The sequence below is a fragment of the Candidatus Nomurabacteria bacterium genome, assembly GCA_023898525.1.
Classification (GTDB): Bacteria; Patescibacteriota; Minisyncoccia; order Phycocordibacterales; family UBA918; genus OLB19.
This window is the reverse complement of sequence record CP060227.1, coordinates 258,598-279,475: the sequence shown is the minus strand read 5'-3', so window position 1 is coordinate 279,475 and position 20,878 is coordinate 258,598. Positions and strand designations below refer to the sequence as shown.

At 40.8% G+C, this 20,878-nt stretch carries 23 protein-coding genes; 13 read left to right on the top strand and 10 right to left on the bottom strand.

All coding sequences use genetic code 11. The features are described 5' to 3' along the window. Positions 1-21 precede the first annotated feature (21 nt). Genes H6779_01225 through H6779_01215 form a run of 3 tightly spaced genes read right to left on the bottom strand, consistent with a single transcriptional unit; the run spans position 22 to position 1,567 of the window. Positions 22-585 carry a PH domain-containing protein gene (locus tag H6779_01225; protein ID USN88051.1) on the bottom strand — a complete coding sequence of 188 codons (564 nt, stop codon included), beginning with the start codon at positions 583-585 and terminating at the stop codon, positions 22-24. A 9-nt stretch (positions 586-594) separates the two neighbouring features. Beyond that, positions 595-813: a hypothetical protein gene (locus H6779_01220; GenBank protein ID USN88050.1), complete on the bottom strand. Its 219-nt coding sequence runs from the start codon at positions 811-813 to the stop codon at positions 595-597. Between the two features lie 7 nt (positions 814-820). Beyond that, complete coding sequence (locus H6779_01215) at positions 821-1,567, bottom strand: peptide chain release factor N(5)-glutamine methyltransferase (GenBank protein ID USN88049.1); 747 nt, start codon at positions 1,565-1,567, stop codon at positions 821-823. A gap of 56 nt (positions 1,568-1,623) precedes the next feature. On the opposite strand from H6779_01215, the gene H6779_01210 reads away from it, so the two are divergent. Together H6779_01210 and H6779_01205 are read left to right on the top strand one after the other, a co-directional pair. Beyond that, positions 1,624-2,019: a hypothetical protein gene (locus H6779_01210; GenBank protein USN88048.1), complete on the top strand. Its 396-nt coding sequence runs from the start codon at positions 1,624-1,626 to the stop codon at positions 2,017-2,019. Positions 2,020-2,087: 68 nt separating this feature from the next. After that, positions 2,088-3,116 carry a fructose-bisphosphate aldolase class I gene (locus tag H6779_01205; protein ID USN88047.1) on the top strand — a complete coding sequence of 343 codons (1,029 nt, stop codon included), beginning with the start codon at positions 2,088-2,090 and terminating at the stop codon, positions 3,114-3,116. Positions 3,117-3,314: 198 nt separating this feature from the next. Here H6779_01205 and rpmG read toward each other — a convergent pair whose 3' ends face one another. Further along, positions 3,315-3,494: a 50S ribosomal protein L33 gene (gene rpmG / locus H6779_01200; protein ID USN88046.1), complete on the bottom strand. Its 180-nt coding sequence runs from the start codon at positions 3,492-3,494 to the stop codon at positions 3,315-3,317. Between the two features lie 124 nt (positions 3,495-3,618). Between rpmG and H6779_01195 the strand changes: the two genes are divergently transcribed. Beyond that, positions 3,619-4,551 (top strand): IS30 family transposase, encoded by a 933-nt coding sequence (locus H6779_01195; protein ID USN88045.1) that lies wholly within the window; start codon positions 3,619-3,621, stop codon positions 4,549-4,551. A 95-nt stretch (positions 4,552-4,646) separates the two neighbouring features. On the opposite strand, the gene H6779_01190 is transcribed toward H6779_01195, so the two are convergent. Then, positions 4,647-5,282 (bottom strand): hypothetical protein, encoded by a 636-nt coding sequence (locus tag H6779_01190; GenBank protein USN88044.1) that lies wholly within the window; start codon positions 5,280-5,282, stop codon positions 4,647-4,649. 151 nt (positions 5,283-5,433) lie between these two features. Here H6779_01190 and H6779_01185 point away from each other — a divergent pair, with 151 nt between their 5' ends. After that, on the top strand, positions 5,434-5,955 hold the full coding sequence (locus H6779_01185) for a hypothetical protein (GenBank protein USN88043.1): 522 nt from the start codon (positions 5,434-5,436) through the stop codon (positions 5,953-5,955). A gap of 7 nt (positions 5,956-5,962) precedes the next feature. Here H6779_01185 and H6779_01180 read toward each other — a convergent pair whose 3' ends face one another. Beyond that, a complete protein-coding gene (locus tag H6779_01180) occupies positions 5,963-7,123 on the bottom strand; it encodes an HD domain-containing protein (protein ID USN88042.1) in 1,161 nt (386 codons plus the stop codon). Between the two features lie 183 nt (positions 7,124-7,306). Here H6779_01180 and H6779_01175 point away from each other — a divergent pair, with 183 nt between their 5' ends. The 4 genes from H6779_01175 to H6779_01160 are packed head-to-tail and all read left to right on the top strand — an operon-like array spanning position 7,307 to position 12,371. Then, positions 7,307-8,527, top strand: a complete 1,221-nt coding sequence (locus tag H6779_01175) for a glycosyltransferase family 4 protein (GenBank protein USN88041.1) — start codon at positions 7,307-7,309, stop codon at positions 8,525-8,527. Between the two features lie 10 nt (positions 8,528-8,537). Then, positions 8,538-9,920, top strand: a complete 1,383-nt coding sequence (locus H6779_01170) for a polysaccharide deacetylase family protein (protein USN88040.1) — start codon at positions 8,538-8,540, stop codon at positions 9,918-9,920. A gap of 21 nt (positions 9,921-9,941) precedes the next feature. Next, positions 9,942-10,391, top strand: coding sequence for a hypothetical protein (locus H6779_01165; GenBank protein ID USN88039.1), 450 nt, complete (start codon positions 9,942-9,944; stop codon positions 10,389-10,391). A 6-nt stretch (positions 10,392-10,397) separates the two neighbouring features. Further along, a complete protein-coding gene (locus tag H6779_01160) occupies positions 10,398-12,371 on the top strand; it encodes a glycoside hydrolase family 15 protein (GenBank protein ID USN88038.1) in 1,974 nt (657 codons plus the stop codon). A 202-nt stretch (positions 12,372-12,573) separates the two neighbouring features. Here H6779_01160 and H6779_01155 read toward each other — a convergent pair whose 3' ends face one another. The 3 genes from H6779_01155 to H6779_01145 all read right to left on the bottom strand — a co-directional run bounded on the left by H6779_01155 (position 12,574) and on the right by H6779_01145 (position 15,669). After that, on the bottom strand, positions 12,574-13,299 hold the full coding sequence (locus H6779_01155; protein USN88037.1) for a hypothetical protein: 726 nt from the start codon (positions 13,297-13,299) through the stop codon (positions 12,574-12,576). Between the two features lie 3 nt (positions 13,300-13,302). Continuing rightward, on the bottom strand, positions 13,303-14,262 hold the full coding sequence (locus tag H6779_01150; GenBank protein USN88036.1) for a DUF21 domain-containing protein: 960 nt from the start codon (positions 14,260-14,262) through the stop codon (positions 13,303-13,305). Between the two features lie 111 nt (positions 14,263-14,373). Further along, on the bottom strand, positions 14,374-15,669 hold the full coding sequence (locus tag H6779_01145; GenBank protein ID USN88035.1) for a DEAD/DEAH box helicase: 1,296 nt from the start codon (positions 15,667-15,669) through the stop codon (positions 14,374-14,376). A gap of 311 nt (positions 15,670-15,980) precedes the next feature. On the opposite strand from H6779_01145, the gene tnpA reads away from it, so the two are divergent. Beyond that, a complete protein-coding gene (gene tnpA / locus H6779_01140) occupies positions 15,981-16,442 on the top strand; it encodes an IS200/IS605 family transposase (protein USN88034.1) in 462 nt (153 codons plus the stop codon). A gap of 71 nt (positions 16,443-16,513) precedes the next feature. Continuing rightward, positions 16,514-17,083: a DUF1543 domain-containing protein gene (locus H6779_01135; GenBank protein ID USN88033.1), complete on the top strand. Its 570-nt coding sequence runs from the start codon at positions 16,514-16,516 to the stop codon at positions 17,081-17,083. Positions 17,084-17,170: 87 nt separating this feature from the next. Here H6779_01135 and H6779_01130 read toward each other — a convergent pair whose 3' ends face one another. Then, the gene (locus tag H6779_01130) at positions 17,171-17,740 is read right to left on the bottom strand and encodes a hypothetical protein (GenBank protein USN88032.1); all 570 of its coding nucleotides are present in this window, start codon (positions 17,738-17,740) and stop codon (positions 17,171-17,173) included. 287 nt (positions 17,741-18,027) lie between these two features. Here H6779_01130 and H6779_01125 point away from each other — a divergent pair, with 287 nt between their 5' ends. From H6779_01125 to H6779_01115, 3 genes are read left to right on the top strand one after another with little or no spacing between them, the layout of a single operon-like run. Next, positions 18,028-18,327, top strand: coding sequence for a hypothetical protein (locus H6779_01125; protein ID USN88031.1), 300 nt, complete (start codon positions 18,028-18,030; stop codon positions 18,325-18,327). 20 nt (positions 18,328-18,347) lie between these two features. After that, the gene (locus tag H6779_01120) at positions 18,348-20,327 is read left to right on the top strand and encodes a hypothetical protein (protein ID USN88030.1); all 1,980 of its coding nucleotides are present in this window, start codon (positions 18,348-18,350) and stop codon (positions 20,325-20,327) included. A 58-nt stretch (positions 20,328-20,385) separates the two neighbouring features. After that, positions 20,386-20,868 (top strand): V-type ATP synthase subunit K, encoded by a 483-nt coding sequence (locus H6779_01115; protein USN88029.1) that lies wholly within the window; start codon positions 20,386-20,388, stop codon positions 20,866-20,868. The last annotated feature ends 10 nt before the right edge of the window (positions 20,869-20,878 follow it).

Sequence of the window (20,878 nt, the reverse complement as noted above, 5' to 3'; positions counted from 1 at the left end):
TATGCAAGTATTTTCTATAGTTTAGTGTGTATGGTGATGTTCGTTGATGATACCCAGTCTGGCATCAGTGGCTTTTTGGATGATTGATTGCAGTTCGCGCGGATCGGGTAAGCCTGTGGTTTTGAAACTGTTTTCACCCATACCGGCGGTTTGGGCTCTGATGGTGCCGAACTTTAGGAAGGTGGCGATTAGGCCGTCAATAGAATACCTTATGTCCTGCAAACGTTCTAAGCGAAAGCTGCTCACTTGGCGGTCAAAAAAACGGACTTGATCAATTACGATAATCCTCCGGTCGGTAATAATCCAAAGATCTAGGTAATAATGGGTCCAAATCATAAATCCGGTCATCAGAGCCATTAATGACCAAATAGACACTATATAAATAATTAGTGGTAAATGGGACTCTAGGTGAATGGTGTCTGGAATAAATTCAAACGGCAAAATCATGATAAAGAAAATCATGAAGAAGGGTGCGAGTAGCATCAAGAAGGTTCCAAATAATTCAGAGACAATAATAAACCAATGTTTACGGACAACTTTCAGTACTTCTTCATTCGGTTCCAGTTGGATTTTTTCGTATAACATACTCAACTTTTAAATAATTAGAGCAGTGATGCTGAGAATAAGAATGAGAGGCAGGGTGGATGCAAAGTAAAAAACGTAAGTGGTTCTAGTAACAGTCGGTTCAACACTGTACTCATTCCAGTGGTAATACAATATCGCGGTGAAGACAATATAGGTAATTAAAACCAGATAGAAACTCGTGGTAATAATGGTATGTAGAGGTAAGGTAGCTAGGCTTGTATCAATCATATCTTCATTATTTTAGCACTAATTGAGAGAAACGTTCGGTTTTATACTGGTCTTGGTGGTTAATAACGGTAAATTTACTAGAGGCTAACTCGTTGATGTTGGCAACTTGTTCTGGTTCGTGTTCAATCCAAAGCTCGCCATTTTGGTTTAAAAAGTCAGGAGCGTGTTCAATGATCTTACTAATTATTTCCAAGCCAGCTTCGCCACCATAGAGGGCTAGTTCTGGTTCGTGGCTTTTTACCGAAGTTTCAACGCGGTCGAGAGTCTTATCAATATAGGGTGGGTTGGTAAGAATAAAGTCATAACTTTCGTCTGTCAGTGGTGAAAATAAGTTACCAGAAAAAATCCTAAAGCGACTGGAGCCAATATCATTTTCTTTGCAGTTTTTTGTGATAAGTGTTTGGTGATTGTCGAGTTCGATAAAGTCTACAGTTAAGTTTTGGATATTTTTTGCTACCGCTACTCCAATACAACCACTACCGGCACAAAGGTCTAGTATCTTAACTGGTCGGTCGGTATTTTTTTGCCAAGCCTTTATTTCAGCAATGGCTTTTTCTGTCCAAAATTCAGTTTCGGGGCGAGGGATTAGAGGACTTGAATCTAGGTAAATTTTTGTATTTAGAAAAGGAGTGTAGCCGATTAAATAGGCTAGGGGAGTGCCGGTGGCGAGTTTAGTGCGGGCGGCGAAAAAAGCTGCGCTTTTTTTGCCGCCGAACCCCTCCCTAAGCAACCACTCTTCCTCTTGACTAAGCATAATTAAGTAGTACTATGCTGGTTGAGTAGTATTTTGTCAACCTTTTGGGGGGAGTTATGGTACAAAAAAAATTAAGTGCTTTTACAGACGATAATCTATCTCAGCGTATCTTGAGAGATTTGGCTTTAGAATTTGTTCTACTTGAGTCAAAAATTAAAACTTTAACTAGACTGAGTAAGGCTAATCGTAAGATATCACCAAGACAAGTGCCGGTATGTATTCTTGCAAAAAATGTTATTGATATGGGTGGAAAAATTCACAAATCAATGAATATGAGAATGAAATGTCGAGGAGATAGTTTGATTCATGAAGCTGAAGCTGATTCTTCAGCATTCAGAATTTCTTTGGAAAATGCTATAGAAAAGATTATTAAACAATACAGAGCAAGGTGTAATACTATAAAAGCTATTGAAGGTATAGATGCGTACATATTCGCTCTAAAACCCTACTGAGTTTTTTGGAACTTTCTTCACAGCCCGCGCACACGTGGGCTGTATTATTTTGCTACACTATAAGCAGTATGAAAAAGAACACCAAGTTATATGAAACGGTAGCGGCTCTTATGGCGTCGGGTAAGGGAATATTAGCGGCAGACGAAAGTAACAAAACGGCCGGTAAACGCTTGGAGATGGTACATTTGGCCAACGAGCCGGAAAACCGGCAAGATTTTCGAGAACTTCTTTTTACCGCTCCTGAGATAGAAAAATATCTCTCTGGTGTCATTATGTATGACTCTTCTATCAAGAACTCTACTGACGATGGCACTCCGTTTCCTGATGTGTTGACGGCTAAAGGAATAGTTCCGGGGATTAAGGTGGACTTAGGTACTGTTGATTTGCATGGTTTTAAGGGTGAGGTGGTGACCCAGGGTCTTGATAATCTAGCTGATAGGCTAAAAGAATATTATGACCTCGGCGCTCGTTTTGCCAAGTGGCGAGCTGTTATAACGATTGATGACGAGGAGACACCGACCGACGCAGCCATTACCATGAACGCTGTCTTTTTAGCGCGCTACGCGCAGTTGGCGCAAGCGGCTGGAATTGTTCCAATGGTTGAACCTGAAGTTATCTATGCTGGCGATCATTCATTGTCTAGGGCTGAACTGGTTACGACTCGCACTCTGCAGATACTCTTCCAGACACTACAAACTTACCGAGTGGATTTGGGTGGCTTGATATTGAAGTCATCAATGGTCTTAGCTGGTGATATGAATGCCGAGCAATCTACGCCAGAGCAGGTGGCCAACGCTACGCTGAGAACCTTTCATCTGTCCGTACCACACGAGGTGGGTGGGATTGTCTTTTTGTCTGGCGGTCAAACACCAAAGCGAGCAACCGAAAATCTAAATGCTATTGCCGGTCTTGGTGAACAGCCGTGGCCAATTACTTTCTCGTACTCAAGAGCGATTGAAGAACCATTTTTGCAGACTTGGGGTGGTAAGCCAGAAAATGCCGAGGAAGCGCAGAAGATGCTGCTACATGTTTGTCGTATGAATAGTCTGGCTAGTCAGGGTAAGTATGATTCGGCTAAGGATAAAAAGCTAAAATAACAAGCCTCTTTTCAAAAGTAGCGCATTTGCACTTGTTTCGTATTTTTGTCTCTGTCACCGTATATCCAGATACGGCTCTTTCGACAGAAATACTCCAACAAGCACACCTGCATCTACTTTTGAAAAGAGGTCTATAAAAAAGGGATTAAATTTAAAAAACCACCAACTAAAGTTGGTGGTTTTTTTAATTCTATTTTCCTATTTCTTTTGCTTGTAGACAGTGTGAGTCTTAGCGATTGGGTTGAATTTTTTGGTCTCGTACTTCTTGCTCGGGTCTTTTTTGACCTTGTTGTTGTAGCGAGTGTAGTAGACATGACCTTTTCCAACACCATTTTTGTCGCCAGCTGAAACCAGCTTTACCAATAAATCTTGTGACATAGTGGCTAGAATAGTATCAAAATCTGACAAATAGTCAATTGTATAGGCCTGAATTCTCACCCTAATTGCACAATCCTTTGCACCCTAATTGCACAGGTCAAGATGACATACATACTGCTTTTGTATGTCACACAAACAAATAGGACCGGAAGACTGGCCGGTTATTTCACGTATGCTCAAAGCGGGATACTCAGGAGTGGAGATTGCGCACATTATCAACAAAGATCCAAGTGCGGTTAATAGACATATTAAAGCGTATGGTGGTCGGGATAGATACGATGCTCGCGAGGTTCGCAGAAAGAAAAAACAGGCACGTATCATTGCTATGGAAGGTACTAGAATACTCAAAGGAGTATTATTACGAGAAGTGAAACGATTATTAAAACAACACTACTCACCGGAACAGATAGTCGGAGTACGTGATGACATCTCTGCGAGCACTATCTACCGATACATTAACGAACGAGCTCCACACCTTAAACAATTTCTTCGTTCTCAGAAAGGCAAGTATCGGCGCAAACGAGGCACCAAAATACGTGAAAAAGTTCGTGAAAGAGCCAAGAAACGTCGTATTGATGAACGACCGCCCATTATTGAACGTCGCTCCCGTTTGGGAGATTGGGAGGGAGATACTATGCTGGGAAGAGACAAACGAGTACGTATTGTCACCTTCGTTGATCGCAGAAGCGGGTATCTAATTGCGTATCTTCTGCCAAAATTAAATGCTACTTTACTCACTAAACTGGCGGTGGAAAAATTCAGGCGTATACCCAAAAACAAACGAAAGACCGCTACCTTTGATAACGGTACCGAGTTCAGTGACTGGGAACGGTTTGAGAAACAAACGAGTATGACTGTGTACTTTGCTTATCCATACCACTCTTGGGAGCGTGGTACCAATGAAAATACTAACGGGCTACTTCGACAATATTTTCCGAAAGACTTGGATTTCAACACCATTACTCCACAAGAACTTTCTGAAGCGGTTCGTCGTATAAATCATCGTCCTAGAAAGAGACATAATTTCAAGTCTCCACATCAGATATTTTGGAAGTGATGGTCTGTGCAATTAGGGTGGTGATTCAAGAGGATTAACTATAAAATAAATAGACGGAACCAACAGTAAAGCTGATTCCGTCTATGTAATTGAGTTTACTTTGGACAAAGTCTCAAAACTCTGCCAATCTTATACCAGAAAGTTTTTCTAACCCTGGAAATATGTGAGTCAATACTCTCAATGTTTTTTATAATGTTTTTGTAAGATAAAAGTTTGAGGTTCTCCTTATCAAACAAGGTTAGGTTGCTGATTGGTATATAACCAGCTCTGCTTCCGATAATTATCCATAAATTTTTTGTGAGCCTGGTGGCTACGGTTTGAAGTTTAGACTGTTTTTCCTTTGCAATTTCTCTAGCAGTTTTTTCTTCTCCCTCTCTGCAAAGTTCTCCGGTGAAAAATTTTTGTATGATAATATTGAGTTCATCAATATTATCTGCAATTATTTGCACCTCATCAGATGATATATAATTCACTTTACCACTTTCGTATTTACCGCTACTATACAGACGATTCTCGTCTCTAAAGGTAAGCGATACAAAATTAATGACTGGTTCCAATGTCGGGTCTATTGAAATGTATGGTTTAAACCTATACTCCAAAGGAATATAATAACCATTATTGATATCAAATTTTATCAATACCCTGGTGGTGTAATTACATATTTCAATCTTGGTCACTCCTTCGTGACACATTACTTTATGGTGAAGTAGATAAATTCTAGCTTCAAACATTTTCCCTCCTTTAAAAGGATGAAGAGTAATAAAAGTTTATTCAATGAGCTTGATTGTGGAAATAGTAGCAATGAAAGTATAATGATGTCAAGAGCGCATCTCGGAAAGATAGACAAAGTTAAGTTGTAATATAATCAAGGGATGTGTATTTATGAAGTATAAAAAGGGTACAAAGATAAAGAGCTTAAGTCCGGCTGGTTATGTATATGAGCTAACAGCGCCGGTTGGTCGACGCTTTCATCCAGATTTTAAGCCTGAATTAACCCCTAAGGAGATGTTGGAGTTGGGAGTGTTCGGTGGATTATACTTTAGAGAAGATAAAGAAGAGTATCCAGAGAGTTGGTTTAAGAAGGCTAAATTACAACCAGAAGGTGCTGAAGAGCCAGATAAGAAGCTAAATTACTTTGGTATAAACGCCAGTCAGCCACTCCAGGTTTGGCAAGAAAAGGGTTGGATTTATAAAAACGATCCACGCGGTTGGTTCCAGTGGTATGCTCGTTATTACTTGGGAAGGAGACTAAATGATGGGGAAGATGAACGACAAATTAAACGCTGGAAAAACATGAAACGTCACGTCATTCAGATAATAAATAATTGTGCCAAAGGAGATTTAACTTGTCGCAAGAAGCAGCGACAAGCCCTGCTACACTGGGCGTATGATAGCCTACGGTAGTTTGACATCAGGCTGCTATCGGGAACTGAAACTCATCTCCTGGGGTTAGGTTTGAGAGGATTCTTTCTAGTTCGGCTTTAACAACCTCTATATTTTCTTGGTCTTCTACGCTAAGATTTTCTATATTTGCCTGGTCCTGTTCAAAGATTTTTACTTCATCGTCCAACCAAATATAAGCCATGATTGGGCTAATATTACCGGCTTTTGTTTCTTCTAGTATCACTTTCCATATCTTTGGTTTTGATAAACTGGATTTGTAGGAACGATTATCACCGAGGGCGCGGGTGATGTCTGCCATCCGTAGTAATTCTACCGTGTCAACAGAATATACTGCTAGATGTAAAGCCTCTAAGGTTTTTTTGTGGTTCGAGCCACGACCGTGGTAGTTGTGGTGAGCACCAGCCAAATCAGCTTCTATTTCATAACCAGCTTGGTGTAAAATGTCGGCCGAGTGACCCTCATGGGTTTCAATTATGTCCATTATTGACTGGTTGATGTCGAGATGATAGTGGTTTTCGGTAATAGTTATTTCGTCAGCGCTAAGTAGATATTTGACCGGTAAGACGTGGGCTGGTCTTAGGTGGTGCTCTTCAAGTAATTGTTTGATTTCTTCCGGACTTTTACCAGTGATGTCAGAATCGGTCTTGCGGGCGATGTTGGCCAAAGTGTCAGTGTCACTTTGATTCAGGTTTTGATCCAGTTTTTCAGCAATCTCATCAACTTTAACTTTGTTGTTTAAAATAAAGTTGGGCACATAGACTTTCCCGACATCATGAAGGAAGCAGGCGCGGTAAAATTGTTCGGGTGTGACATTTTCACTGGCGAAAACATCAATCAATACTATATCAAAGGCCAAGGTTCGTTCGGCTTTGCTTTTGGCTAACTCAAAGGTTTCGATGCAATGAAAAGCTAAGTTTTTGTCGTATAGTTCGACGATAGTAAACATTTCTAAGTCGCTGTTAGAAAGGAATTCGAGTCTGTCTAAATCTTCCTTATACTCACTTTTAACTCTCTCTATCTGACCATGCAAAAGATTTTCTTCTTCCAAGGCATTTTTAATCGTGTAAAAATTGCCACTTTTAGCAACGGCCTGAGAAGCGAGTTCCTCGGAGTCAATTTCTAGATCTTCTATTTTTTCGGCTGTCGGTTCTGATTCGGGACTAAACATAATCGGTGTGAGGTTTAATTAAGGTGTACTATCTCATAATATCATCTATTTGACTAGGGTTGGGTGACTTATTGACCCAGCATATCAACATTTTTTTTGTGAAAATGAAAATAGGTATAGTTTAAGCGTGTTATTATAGTAGCTAACTCCTGTGTCGTCTGGGTCATTAGTTTGCTTTTAAATATGCGTGTTCTTACTTTTGGTTGGGAATTTCCACCGTCATATAGCGGCGGTCTTGGTGCTGCCTGTCATGGTCTTACGCGTGAGTTGGTGGATGGTGGGACAGAGGTGATATTTATATTGCCAAGACAACAAGAGGTAATAGGCCCCGCTCGTTTTTTGTTTGCTGATGGAAAGCGACGAAGTATGAAAGTCAGAGAAGTCTCTTCATTTTTAAAGCCGTACCATGGGGCTTCGAGTGAGATTTCGTATGTAGTTGGATATGATGAAGGTGGTAAGCCAATAGTCAAATCAAGCACGATAATAGACGAGGTACATAAATTTGCTCACGAAGCGTCTTTGATCGCCAGAGAGGAAGAATTCGACATTATCCACGCGCATGACTGGACCGCTTTTTTGGCCGGGGTAGCGGCCAAAAAGGTTAGTGGGAAACCACTAATTATTCATGTTCACGCCACTTCGTTTGACCAAGCGGCTAGTGATAACATCGATCCAAGAGTATACAAAGTGGAACACGAAGGTTTTGCTGCTGCTGACAAAATCGTAGCGGTTAGTGAGTTTACAAAAAATATTATTGTTAATAAGCATGCTATAGATCCGGCTAAAATTGAGGTGGTACACAATGGTTGTGATGTCCATGAACCAGAACAACATCCGCTTGCTTTAGCCGATCTTAAAACTCAGGGTAAGAAGATAGTTATGTATCATGGTCGTATTACTATCCAGAAAGGGGTTGATTATTTTGTGCGAGCGGCCAGGCGAGTAGTTGATGTCGATCCTAATGTAGTGTTTGTGATTTCTGGTTCTGGTGATATGACCAACAAAATAATTGAGCTAGTGGGGCAACTATCCCTATCAAATAATGTGATTTTTGCCGGAGCTCTGTGGGACAAGGAGCGTGATCGGATGTATCAAACAGCTGATTTACTGGTGATGCCATCGGTGTCTGAACCTTTTGGACTGGTGCCACTTGAGGCTCTGCAGCACCGAACTCCTTCTCTTATCAGTAAGCAATCAGGGGTAAGTGAAGTACTGAACCACGTACTCAAGGTCGACTTTTGGGATGTTGAAGAAATGGCCGATAAGATCTTATCAACTCTTCGCTATCCGGCGATGCAGCGACAGATGGTTGAGGAAGGTAAGCTCGAGTTGAATAAAATATCTTGGTCCAAATCTGCTCAAAAAGTGCAGCAACTTTATAAAAGGATGTTAAAATTAAGCTAACCAAATTATTATGCTAACTGTCTGTCCCTATTTTCATGTTCATCAACCGTATCGAATAAAAAAATATCGGGTTTTCGACATTGGTAATGACAATGAATATTTTAACGATTCCAGTGATACAGATTTAAATAACCGTAAAATAGTTGAAAAAGTAGCTGAAAAATCCTATAGACCGACCAATGCAATTTTGCAAGAACTTTTGGATACACACCCGGAATTCAGGTTTGCTTTATCTTTTTCTGGAACTGTCCTCGACCAATTCGAGGAGTACGCACCGGATGTACTAGAGTCTTTTCAGAGGTTGGTTTCCAGTGGTCGGGTAGAAATTTTGGCTGATACCTATCATCACTCGTTGGCTTTTTTTTACTCAATACCAGAGTTTGAGCGGCAGGTAAACAAACACCGCGCGCGGGTGGAGCAATTGTTTGGATATACACCAAGAGTTTTTCGTAACACTGAGTTATCGTATCGAAACGACTTGGCTAAGTGGTGTGAAGACAACGGTTATGTCGGTATAATGGCTGAGGGGTGGGACAAATATTTAGGTTGGCGAAGTCCAAACTTTCTTTATCAACCGACTGGCACCAGTAAGATTAAGGTACTGCTTAAAAACTATAAGTTGTCAGATGACGTCGCTTTTCGGTTTGGTAATCGGGAGTGGTCTAGTTGGCCTTTGTCGGCTGAGACTTACGCCGGTTGGATCCACTCTCACCATGGTGATGGTCAAACAATAAATCTGTTTATGGATTACGAGACCTTTGGAGAGCATCAATGGGAAGATACCGGTATCTTCGATTTCTTACGGGCGCTGCCACATATTCTGACCAGACATCCAGACACAACTTTCAAGACACCAAGCGAAACTGTGGCTAGCTACAATACCGTGGGAGAGTTGGATGTGCCAGATATTCTAACCTGGGCTGATACCGACCGCGATTTGACGGCTTGGACCGGTAACGATATTCAACGTGATGCTATCAGTGCTATCTATGGTTTGGAGAACGATATAATGAAAACCGAAGATGATAACTTGATTGAAATTTGGCGAAAGCTACAAACTTCTGACCACTTTTATTACATGTGTACCAAATGGTCAGCTGATGGAGATGTTCATGCTTACTTCAGTCCTTACCAATCCCCATATGACGCATATATCGCTTTTATGAATGCTCTTAGTGATTTACAATTAAGGGTGAGCCAAATCTTGTCAAAGCAACAGGTGGAGAGCGAAGAATTAGTTGTCGAAGAGGAAGTTTTTATAGAAAAGAGGTTGGCTGATGTTGTAAATGAGGAGGAGGTAGAGTCACCGCGCGCTAATGGGTGGCAGAGAGTACGTGATTGGGTTCGCGATCTCTTCAGGCGTTTGCCGTTCTTTAATAGTTCTAGTAAGTGAGATTAGTTCTTAAAATTTATTATGCCAAGAAAAGCAACAACCAAGAAAACTGCTGAAAAAAAACCAGTTAAAAGAAAAGTCTCAAAGGTGTCAGAAAAAAAGGTAACCAAAAAACCAGTAACAAAAAAAGCCGAGGCAGCCACTAAGCGGACGGCTAAACCAAAAGCTAAGTCTATAACCAAGACGACAACTAAACGTGCTAGAAAAACATTAATATACGCTGACAACGAACATTCTTTTTGGGTAACTAACGGAGAGATTCTTAATAACTTGGTAGCTTTACACGACGCTTTGTCAAAGATGGACGAAGATGTTTTTATTCATCATGTTCATGATGAAAAGCATGATTTTGCAGATTGGGTTGAACATGTTCTAAGTGACAATACTTGTGCTGGTGATCTCAGGAAAGCCAAAAGTCCCAAAAGAGCGCGGACTGTGGTGGCTAAACACCTCAAACTTTATACTATCTAATAATTTATGGCTCGAGCCGTCACAATCGGAAATGGAAACTTACTGGTAGGTTTGGACCGGCGTGGACAGGTTCGTGATTTGTATTATCCCTTTGTCGGGGAGGCTAACCATGTCAGTGGAGCTAGTGGTAGTTTTATGCACCGAATCGGTGTGTTTGTGGACGGGGAATTATCATGGCTTGATGATCCTGAGTGGAAAATCACTGTTGGCAGTGAAGAATATAGCGCAATCGGCAGTATTTTTGCGGTGAATGATAGATTGAAGATCGAGCTTAGTACTAAAGATGCTGTCCATAATGAACAAAATGTTTTCATTAGAAAATTTACAGTTACCAATAAGGCTGACAAGGAACGAGAGGTAAGGTTATTTTTCTCACAGCAGTTTCGTATTTTTGAGTCTAGGCGCGGAGATACGGCCTTTTATGATCCAAGAGTCAATGCGGTGATTCACTATAAAGGGAATGTGGCTTTTTTGATCAATGCATTTGTTGGTAAAAAACAGTTCACTGATTACAATATCGGTCTTTTTGGGATAGAAGATAAAGAAGGGACTTATTTTGATGCTTATGATGGGGTTCTGGAGAAAAATCCGATTGAGCACGGCTCGGTTGATTCGGTAATTGGACTTACTATGGAGATAGTGGCTGAGGCTAGTGAGGAAGCTTACTACTGGATTGTTTGTGGTGATTCTATACCAGTAGTTCATACTTTAGACGAATATATTATAGAAGAGACACCTGATCACCTGATTGATTCAACTGATGCTTATTGGCAGGCTTGGCTTGAGAAAGAGGATCGTGATCTGTCAATTTTACCACCCCCGCTTAGAACTTTATACAATCGTTCGCTGATAACTATGCGAATCCATGCTGATAATCGGGGTGGTATTATTGCGTCTAGCGACACCGATATGCTGCATCATGGTCGTGATACTTATAGCTATGTTTGGCCGCGAGACGGGGCTTTTATAGCTTCGGCCTTAGATATGGTTGGTTATGGTGATATTGCCAAGCGCTTCTATGGTTTTATAACTGACCGGATTGAGTCCGGCGGCTATTTGATGCATAAGTATCGGGCTGATGGGGTTTTGGGCAGCTCTTGGCATCCGTGGATACAAGATGGTAAACCAAATTTACCAATCCAAGAGGATGAAACCGCATCAATTATCTTTGCGCTCTGGCAACATTATGAACGAAATCGTGACTTAGAATTTATCGAGTCATTGTACAATCCGTTTATTGAGCCGGCGGCTGATTTTTTGAGTAATTATCTTGAATCTACAACCGGTTTACCACAAGCTTCATATGATTTGTGGGAGGAGAAATACGGTACCTCTACTTACACAGCAGCTTCGGTCTATGGTGGCTTGATGGCGGCTTCGCGCTTCGCTCTTCTCTTGGGTAAGGATGATGCTGCTCGTACTTACCAGGCGATAGCACAGAGGATGAAGACAGCCATCGGGGAAGTGCTCTATGATGATGAATTGAAAATGTTTGTTAAGCAGGTGTTGCATACTGATGATGGTGAGTTGGTATACGATAAGACAATTGATACTAGTAGTTTTTACGGATTGATTCTGTTTGATGTGTATGACGTTGATGATTATCGGATTGAAAAGTCAGCGGCAACGGTTATGGAAAAGCTTCAGATTCACGCGAGTAGTAAGGGGTACATCAGATACGAGAACGATCAATATTACAAAATGCAAGATGCGGGCTCGCCTAATCCTTGGGTGATTACTACTTTGTGGATGGCACAGTATTTTATTAAAAAAGCTAAGACTCTAGAGGATTTGAAAGCACCGCTTGATATACTAGATTGGACTTGTTCGCACGCTACGAACGGCGGAGTCTTAGCAGAACAGATGCATCCTAATACCCGCGAGCATCTTTCAACCGCACCCTTGATCTGGAGCCATGCTGAGTATGTGCTTGCGGTAGATGAATACTTAAAGAAGGTAGAGGAGTTGGGTGAAAAATAACCAAAAAATTATGCAAATACCTAAGCTAAGGCCGGGGAAGGAAAGGAGATATTTTACAATAAGTATTTTGCATATTTCCAATTTTGGTTTGCTGTTTATATGTAGTGTTACTAGTGTATAAATTTATTTATCACTCTAGGTTTTAAAATTGTGGATCTCGGTGCGGTGAATACTAAACGCCAACCCTTTTGAATTAAGTTTCTCAGCAATAATTTCCGCTAGGGTGCGCATGTAGGTGCCGCTTGAGGAGAGGCAGCGGATTTTGGCGATAGTGAAGTGGTCGTTTGGTGGGGGGGAAAAGTTGGCAAAGCTTTGCCAACTTTTCCCCCACCTCTGGTCGACGAAAATCATTACCAAGCGCCTTTCTTAAGTCGGTGACCGGCGGAATAGTTTCGATTTTTTCCATGGCTATTTTAGCTACTTCTTCTCTGCTTAGCTCTCTTGTTTCTAAAAGTTCCAATTCATAGATTTCCGATTTTCTGGTTGGGATTTCTATTTCATTGAGCCGCCCCTCCATGGTCCAAGTGTGAAGGGGTTTACCTTTAACTGTTTTTGAGGAAAAGATTGGGTAAGGTAGTTCAATTTGACCAACCAAACTTTTTAGCGTTTCTGTAATTTTTTCAGACTCAATATTTTTTTTGCCGCCTTCTTCAATCATCCCTAGCACATCACCAGAATCAGAAGCTGCACCAAATAAAATTTCAAATTCGTATTCCTTATCTAGGTCATGGTAAGCGGTTTGGTTTTTGCACTCTTCGCCAATGAGTATTAAAAGTTGACCGGACGCCATTGGGTCTAAACGGCCGGCGTAAGCTAAAGGTACACCGGTAAGGTCTGGTCTGGTTCTTCGCCATTTTTCTGCACATTCAAGCGGCGTCTCACCAACCGCTTTTTCCAATATCATGTACCTTTCATTTCCTTTAGACATAGATTAATCTTCATCATCCTCGTCGTGTATTTCGGTTTGGATAATGACTTCGATAATATCTTCAAGGGTTATCACTCCCAAAAACTGTTTTTTCTTTGTCATTACTATACCCATATGTTGTCGTGTTTTTAGCATCATGGCCAGAACGGTATCAAGTCGTTGTCCTGGACGTACTTCCAAAAAGTCTTTTGTGAAAGCTTCTTTGGTATCACAAATGGCAGTGTCATAGTCTTCGTTGATTAGTTCTTTGGTAAAAAGAATGCCGACGATATTGTCTTTGTTGCCACTATAAATAGGGTAGCGAGAAAAATTGGCTTCAGAAATAATTTTAACAAAATTCTCGTCATACTTCTGATGTTCATCATGGCTAACCACTTCCTCTTTAGGTGTCATAATTTCCCTTACTAGGGTGTGAGAGAATTGCAGAGCGCCATGAATAATCCTCTCCTCATCTTCATCAATATCACTGTGTTCTGAGTCTTCCAATTCTGACACAATCTGCATCAGCTCACTTTTGGAGTACAGTGTCGGTATTTCTTTGCCTAGTAATTTGTCTAAAAGATAGGCTATAGGATAAGTAATAGGTGAGAGGATTATCATTACCATTCGTACAACGGGGGCTAAGCGACTACCAAACCACATGGCGTGCCTAGATATAACCGCTTGTGGTAAAATTTCACCGAAAAGGAAGATCAATGCGGTGGCAATAAAACCAGCCACCACTCCACTGGCGATTGAACCAAGATAAATCGACAAAGCGGTGTTTACCCCCACGTTGCCGAGTAGTAAGGTGGTCAAAAGCAAGTTACCGCGACAACGCAGCGGATAAATGGCAATAGCCTCCTTATCACCAAGTTTAGCCTTTCTTTCGAGAGTATGGGTATTCAAAGAGAAGAAGCCCAACGTTAAACCGGAAAATAAAGCTGAAAAAGTAATTAAAATTACTGAAATTAAGTATTCCACGATTGTGATTAAATTGGATCACCACCCAAAAAGGCATTTATGATCATAAGTAAGATAAACAGACCAAGAGCCAATATTATAACCTTCATAATATTACAATTATACCAAGATTTATGCTGGTACAAAAGTCAAAGCTTCACCACGTTTATCGCCGCGGCCGGTACGACCAATGCGATGAATGTAGTCTTCGTAGGTGTTAGGTAGGTCATAATTTATGACGTGCGATACGTTGTCTACGTGAATACCGCGTGCGGCTACATCAGTCGCAACCAAGACCTGTACTTGTCCACTCTTGAAGCGACGGAGAGCTTGTTGTCTTTGTCCGTGTGATTTATTGCCATGAATCGCGTCTGCTCTAATGCCGGCTTGATTTAGTTCTTGGCTTAATTTCTCAACGCTATGCTTCATGGCACCAAAGATAATTACTCTGGTAAGGGTAGGTTTTTTAAGAAGTAGAACCAAGGTGTCAAACTTGTGGTGGTTTTCATACTTAATTACATCCTGAGAAATACTACTAGCCACATCTGTTTTGCGAACAGAAATGGTAATTGGGTCTTTTAGAAAATCATGAATCAAACTTTCTATACTTTTAGACATGGTAGCTGAGAAGAAGAGGGTGCTACGCTTGGCGGGAATGTCCTTCAAGATTTTTTTAATGTCGTGGATAAAGCCCATATCCAACATTCGATCTGCTTCATCAAGGATTACACCGGTAATTCTTTCTGGTGTAATTGAACCACGATCAATTAGATCTTGTACACGTCCGGGGGTACCGATGATGAAATGGTTACGACGGCGTAGGTTTTTGATTTGCGGTAAGATGTTCATACCACCAACACAGGCGGTTGAAAAAATACCCATTTTTGGAGTTAATTTACGAAGCTCTTGCTCAACCTGGATAGCTAGCTCACGAGTCGGAGCTAAGATGAGGGTTAGTGAACTTCTGTTCACTAAAGTTTTCTGGATAGTTGGTATTAAGAAAGCGGCTGTTTTACCGGTGCCAGTTTCAGCTAAACCAACCACATCCTTACCGTCGAGAATCAGTGGAATCACCTGATCTTGAATTGGACTAGGAGTCACTAAGCCGGCGTCGTTTATGGCTTTTTTTAAGTCTTTATCTAGGGCAAAATCAGAGAAGGTGTGCTTGTTTTCGTACACTTCTTTGGTTGGTGTAACAGGATTTAGGTTTATATATTTTGAGACATCAAAGGTGGTTTGTTCACGGCGACGGCTACCGCCATGTCCGTTTCGCCTAAAATTAGATCTGGAAAAACCACCACCATTATGATTGCTGGTTGAACGAGAAAAAGGTCGACGAGTATTAAAACCGCTTCTATTTGGACTGGACGAATAGGTACGACGTCCGCGTCCCGCTGGCCGATTAGTTCGGCTACTAGTACTTTGCATTATTATTTAATTATTTTTTAGATAGGCTATAACCTACGTTGTGCAGAAAATAAATTCAATTCAGTCAATAGTAAATCTCAAATTGATGGCTCAAGAGCCCTACACGAGAATCTTAAGGTGAGCTGATAGTAACATTGATGAGGTAAGTTGTCAAAAAAATTTACACTCGAGCTACAATCCGCAGCTCGAGTGTAAATTTTTTTTTTGACAACCTATAGTTATTTATATAATCTGACTCTAGGTTTTTATTTAAATTCCATCTTTACCCCGCATGCTTGTCATCGGGGGAAACACTGTCATACTAAACAGTAATGAAAGGTAAACCACAACATATCAAAAAACCACACAACAAAACTCTGTTCATCTATCATCTGGTATGCCCAGTAAAATACAGAAGAGATGTATTTACACCACCAATATCAAAAACATTTAAAAACTTATGTTTGGAATTTGGTCCAGCTTACGAGATATACTTTCTTGAAATAGGAATAGACGAAGATCATGTACACTTTTTAATACAAACAATTCCAAACATACGTTTCTCTGATACGGTAAAGAAAATAAAAAGCATCACCTCCAATCATCTCTTTAAAATCCACCCTGAACTAAAAATAAAACTCTGGGGAGGAAAGTTCTGGACTGAAGGTTATTATGCAAATACAGTGGGTAATGCCAGTATGGATATTATTACCAATTACGTTAAAAACCAAGGTTATCCCGAATACCAACAGCTACACTCCGCACCGGTTCAGACTTCACTGTTTACTACCTAGTCCAACGCCGATACCCCGTATGCTTGTCATCGGGGTAGTTCATTGAAACTATATATCGGGAGGAAGTACTGATGGGTTCTAAAAATTTAAAATTATTTGTGGTTCTTTTAGGCGCTAGAGAAAGTGGATATTTGTTTGAACAACATAAATATTTCTTTTGTGTTGCTTCTGGTCTTGAAGAGATAAAAACCAAAGCCAAGGAATTTTGGCCAAGGGCAAACGTTCTACATATAGATGCTTATATTTGCCTTGAGAGGGTTGCCGGCTATGGTGTTGTTGTGGAAGACAGATATCCAGGTAAGGTTTTTGATGAGCAAATTGAGTCTACTCAGTCAATGTGTGAAAGGTTGTTTTTTATTAACCTTGGCGGGTATAGAGAAGGATATTTTGGTGAAGTGCATAAGCAGATCTTTGTGGTTGCGGCAGATAAAGCTGAGGCAAAAACTTTAGCTAAGCAAGATTCATTTTTTGAGGACAAAACCTTGATTCAGGCTAAAGAAAGTTATCCTGATGTAGATGATATGGTTTGTGTTAATGACTTAAATTTAGGCGGCTACGATCTTGTGTTGGAGGAGATAGATAACCCATTCCCAATCAAAGAATCAGAAGTTGTTGTAACTGGTGGTTTCTTAAGAATATAATTGTAAATGAGACAAGAAAAAGAGCGGTGTTTTCCCGGAGGGAAAACACCGCTCTAATTAAATTACTTTTTGATTACTTTATTGTCTTTAGGTCTTCTTAATCGTTATATTACCCCAACATTGCTCTGATGCGTACCAGGGTTGTGTACCTCTGGCATCATATAAACGTCTTACAAAAGTAAAATAATGATCGTCATTGTAAGGATTAAGTCCCAGTTTTACCATTTCCTCTTTATGAACTCCGAAGAGGACTTGGAAAGCACCGCGGGCTGAACTACCTGTATTATTTGGTAGTAATTTTCCACTACCATCACGATGTTTTCTTTCGGACTCGCAGCGCGATATTTCGTGCATTATACCTACTTCCGAAAGGTATTGCTTTGTCTTCAGAATTGTATAGACAGGACTGCCCTTGGCTGGCGCAATTACTTTTCTGATGGAAGGATCCATTGGCTCAGTTTTCGTCTTTGGGGTTAGCCAATCTATAAACCAAGCCCAGCTAAGGTCTTGGGTAGGGACAATCTTCCAGTACCACTCAAAATTTAAATCAAAGACTTGTTCTTCCTTTGGTATAGACTTTAAGTAGTCTGGGTTTTGGCTAAGGCCATAGATAATACAAATTATAATTATAAATATAAAAGAACTATTAAAGCTCACTTTGATGCAAGTCAACTTAATTTTCTCCCTAAAAGTTAAAGAACTTCATTAGCGAAAATGCAATAATTTTGGCTAATGATGAGCTATAAGACGAGTATTGCGTACCTTTCTTACAGCCATCTAATTTCAGTTCACTAATTCTTACCGAAAGCGTTATTTTATGCGTTAAAATCAACAATCCGCGCTTGACTATATGGTGATAAATAGTAAGATGGGCGCACTGTAATCAGAACGTTATTGTGTGCAAAGCAATAATTACGGTTATTTCGATAAAAAACTCTAAGATTATGTCATTTAATACCATTATTGAGGCGGAAAAAGAGGCTGATTTGATAGTTGAGACCGCCAAAGAAAAAGCCAAGCAATTGGTGACTGAAGCTGTGTCTAACCAAGCTAAGCAAGTAGAAGAAGCAAAAAGTGAAGGGGAGGCAAAAATCAAAACTGAGTTGGCAAACTTTGAGGCTGGGTTAAATCAAGAAATGGAGCAGGCGAAAGCTGAGTCGGACAAGCAGTTGACTGGATTTGAACAAGAGGTGTCAGCCCGTAGTGGTCAGGCGTTAAAACAAATTCTGACAAAATTTAAATAAATTCTATGTCCGTTATTCCCATGAAGAAAGTTAGACTTTTGACGCATCGAACTGATGCGGAAAAAGTGCTGGAGGTAGCTCAGGCGGTGGGGGCGGTTGAATTTCAAGCGGTAGCTGATTTGGGTGAGGTGGAAAACAGTGTAGAAGCCTATGAGGTTGGTCAAAGCACTGAACTTAGCCGAATTACCCAAGCTCTTACCTTTTTAAATACTTACGAACCAACTGTTGGTACTTGGACGAAGTTAGTCGAGGGCACGACAATTGAAATTAAGGAATCAGAATTAAAAAAGCAAGAGTTGGTTGGAGCTGAAATTGAGGGGATTCTTGAAGAGGTGGCCAGCTTGCACAACAAAGTCGTGGAGAATTCCGAACAATTACGTACTCTGCGCGAAAGTAGAGATATTTTAACAAGGTGGCAAACTTTGTCTGTACCCCTGTCAAAACTTACAACCGCCTATACAGCGACATATTTTACTCGTAAAAAAGATTCAAATAGCAAAAAAAATGAATCAACTGCAAGTTTTGCCGACCAGCTAGAACAAGCTTTGGCAGAGGCGGGTGTTACCGCTTACACTGAAGAAATTAATGATGACTTGGTGAGTGTTACTGTCTACAAAATTGATGATTTTGCTGAGCTTGTCAGTAAGACGGTTCAGGCTGTTCAAGGAGAGTTTGTGCAACTACCATCAGCTACTGATACACCGGCAGTTGAGATAAAAAATCTTGATCAACAAATTTCCGTGTTAGAAGCTAATCAAGCCGAGCTAGAGAATGAAGCGAAAAAATTAGCCAAGGAAAAATTGTCAGTCCTTAGAGTCGCTCATGATCTATCAGTTTGGAAGAAAGAACGCCAAGAAGCAACCAAGGCAGCTAAAGCTACTAAGCGAGTGGCTATATTTGAAGGGTGGTGTAACGAATACGAGCTACCAACTCTAAAAAACAAATTAGCGGAAGCTAACGCGCTATGTGAAGTAATAGAAATTGCACCGAATGAAGGAGAGGAGCCGCCGGTGGAGCTAAAAAACAACGCAAATATACAACCCTTTGAAATCATTACTCGACTTTACGGTCTTCCGACCCATAAAGACATAGACCCGACTCCGTTTTTGGCTGGATTTTTCTTCCTATTCTTTGGACTTTCTTTGACTGATGTTGGTTACGGAGTGTTCTTGATGGCTGTATCTTTACTCGTCCTATTCTACTTTAAAGTTTCACCAACGATTAAGATGTTTGGAAAACTGCTTTTCTTAATGGGATTAGCTTCAGCTTTGGTTGGTCTTTTGTTTGGCGGTTATCTTGGAATTGATGCTGCAAAGCTACCGGACTCACTAAAGGCTATTCAAATGTTCGATCCGATTGGGAATCCGTTACCGGTCTTTTACCTGGCTTTGGCCCTTGGTGTGGTGCAGGTGATGTTCGGTATGATGCTTAAAATCTACTCTGACGCTAGAAACAATATGCTAATGACTGGTATTTTAGACCAGGGTCCATGGCTTCTCTTGTTCACATCTTTGATTCTTTATGGTGCAGCTAATCTTGGGTATTTAGCTACGGCTTCAAGTGATGACCTGTTGCCGCTCGTTTATTTGTCCTTGGTGATAGTAGTAGTGGCTAGTGGTCGTACCGGTAAGACTATTTTGGGGAAGGTACAAATGAGTCTGCTTAGTCTATATAATAGTATCGGTTATTTCTCGGACATCTTATCTTATTCTCGACTTTTGGCTCTTGGTTTGGCTACCAGCGCCTTGGCTTTTGCGGTCAACCTTATTGCCGGTATTGTAAGCGACATGATTCCTTATGTTGGTTTCATTTTTGCCATCATTATTTTGATCGTCGGTCATCTCTTTACGTTGGTGGTCAATACGCTTGGCGCCTTTATTCATAGCGCTCGTTTGCAGTTTGTGGAATTCTTTGGTAAGTTTATCACCGGTACGGGCCGAACTTTTAAGCCCCTCACTAGAAAGGAATCACACATTAGTATCGTAAAGGATAGTGGTTAGCCAGTGTATTTTACGACTAAGACTTTTATATATTTATAAATATTAACGAACTTTAATTATGGAATTATCATTAGGAATTGGATTGGTATTCGCAGGAGCGGCTATTGCAGCGGCTCTTGGATTTAGTGGCTCAGCTATCGGCATGGGACACGCTGGACAAGCAGCGGCCGGTGTTTTGGGGGAGAAGCCAAATCTATTTGGTAAGATGCTGTTGATGCAGGCTTTGCCTGGTTCACAGGGAATTTACGGTTTGGTGGGAGCTTTCTTGATCCTTAACTTTTCCGGTATTTTAGGTGGTGACGGTTCGGTTGTAATCGATACCGCGACCGGGCTACAGTATTTGATGGCTGGTCTACCGATTGGTATTGCTGGATACTTCTCTGGTATGTTCCAAGGAATCGTGGCCGCTTCTGGAATCTCTATGATTGCCAAGGACGAGACTAACATGGGACGCGCCATCGTGTTGTCTGTGATGGTGGAGACTTGGGCTATCTTTGGTGTCTTGATCAGCTTTATCCTTTTGATCTCAATCGGCAACTAATTATAATGCG

Coding starts and splice junctions, on each gene's coding strand:
- H6779_01225 (USN88051.1), bottom strand. CDS start 585: ATGTTATACGAAAAAATCCAACTGGAACCGAATGAAGAAGTACTGAAA.
- H6779_01220 (USN88050.1), bottom strand. CDS start 813: ATGATTGATACAAGCCTAGCTACCTTACCTCTACATACCATTATTACC.
- H6779_01215 (USN88049.1), bottom strand. CDS start 1,567: ATGCTTAGTCAAGAGGAAGAGTGGTTGCTTAGGGAGGGGTTCGGCGGC.
- H6779_01210 (USN88048.1), top strand. CDS start 1,624: ATGGTACAAAAAAAATTAAGTGCTTTTACAGACGATAATCTATCTCAG.
- H6779_01205 (USN88047.1), top strand. CDS start 2,088: ATGAAAAAGAACACCAAGTTATATGAAACGGTAGCGGCTCTTATGGCG.
- rpmG (USN88046.1), bottom strand. CDS start 3,494: ATGTCACAAGATTTATTGGTAAAGCTGGTTTCAGCTGGCGACAAAAAT.
- H6779_01195 (USN88045.1), top strand. CDS start 3,619: ATGTCACACAAACAAATAGGACCGGAAGACTGGCCGGTTATTTCACGT.
- H6779_01190 (USN88044.1), bottom strand. CDS start 5,282: ATGTTTGAAGCTAGAATTTATCTACTTCACCATAAAGTAATGTGTCAC.
- H6779_01185 (USN88043.1), top strand. CDS start 5,434: ATGAAGTATAAAAAGGGTACAAAGATAAAGAGCTTAAGTCCGGCTGGT.
- H6779_01180 (USN88042.1), bottom strand. CDS start 7,123: ATGTTTAGTCCCGAATCAGAACCGACAGCCGAAAAAATAGAAGATCTA.
- H6779_01175 (USN88041.1), top strand. CDS start 7,307: ATGCGTGTTCTTACTTTTGGTTGGGAATTTCCACCGTCATATAGCGGC.
- H6779_01170 (USN88040.1), top strand. CDS start 8,538: ATGCTAACTGTCTGTCCCTATTTTCATGTTCATCAACCGTATCGAATA.
- H6779_01165 (USN88039.1), top strand. CDS start 9,942: ATGCCAAGAAAAGCAACAACCAAGAAAACTGCTGAAAAAAAACCAGTT.
- H6779_01160 (USN88038.1), top strand. CDS start 10,398: ATGGCTCGAGCCGTCACAATCGGAAATGGAAACTTACTGGTAGGTTTG.
- H6779_01155 (USN88037.1), bottom strand. CDS start 13,299: ATGTCTAAAGGAAATGAAAGGTACATGATATTGGAAAAAGCGGTTGGT.
- H6779_01145 (USN88035.1), bottom strand. CDS start 15,669: ATGCAAAGTACTAGTAGCCGAACTAATCGGCCAGCGGGACGCGGACGT.
- tnpA (USN88034.1), top strand. CDS start 15,981: ATGAAAGGTAAACCACAACATATCAAAAAACCACACAACAAAACTCTG.
- H6779_01135 (USN88033.1), top strand. CDS start 16,514: ATGGGTTCTAAAAATTTAAAATTATTTGTGGTTCTTTTAGGCGCTAGA.
- H6779_01125 (USN88031.1), top strand. CDS start 18,028: ATGTCATTTAATACCATTATTGAGGCGGAAAAAGAGGCTGATTTGATA.
- H6779_01120 (USN88030.1), top strand. CDS start 18,348: ATGAAGAAAGTTAGACTTTTGACGCATCGAACTGATGCGGAAAAAGTG.
- H6779_01115 (USN88029.1), top strand. CDS start 20,386: ATGGAATTATCATTAGGAATTGGATTGGTATTCGCAGGAGCGGCTATT.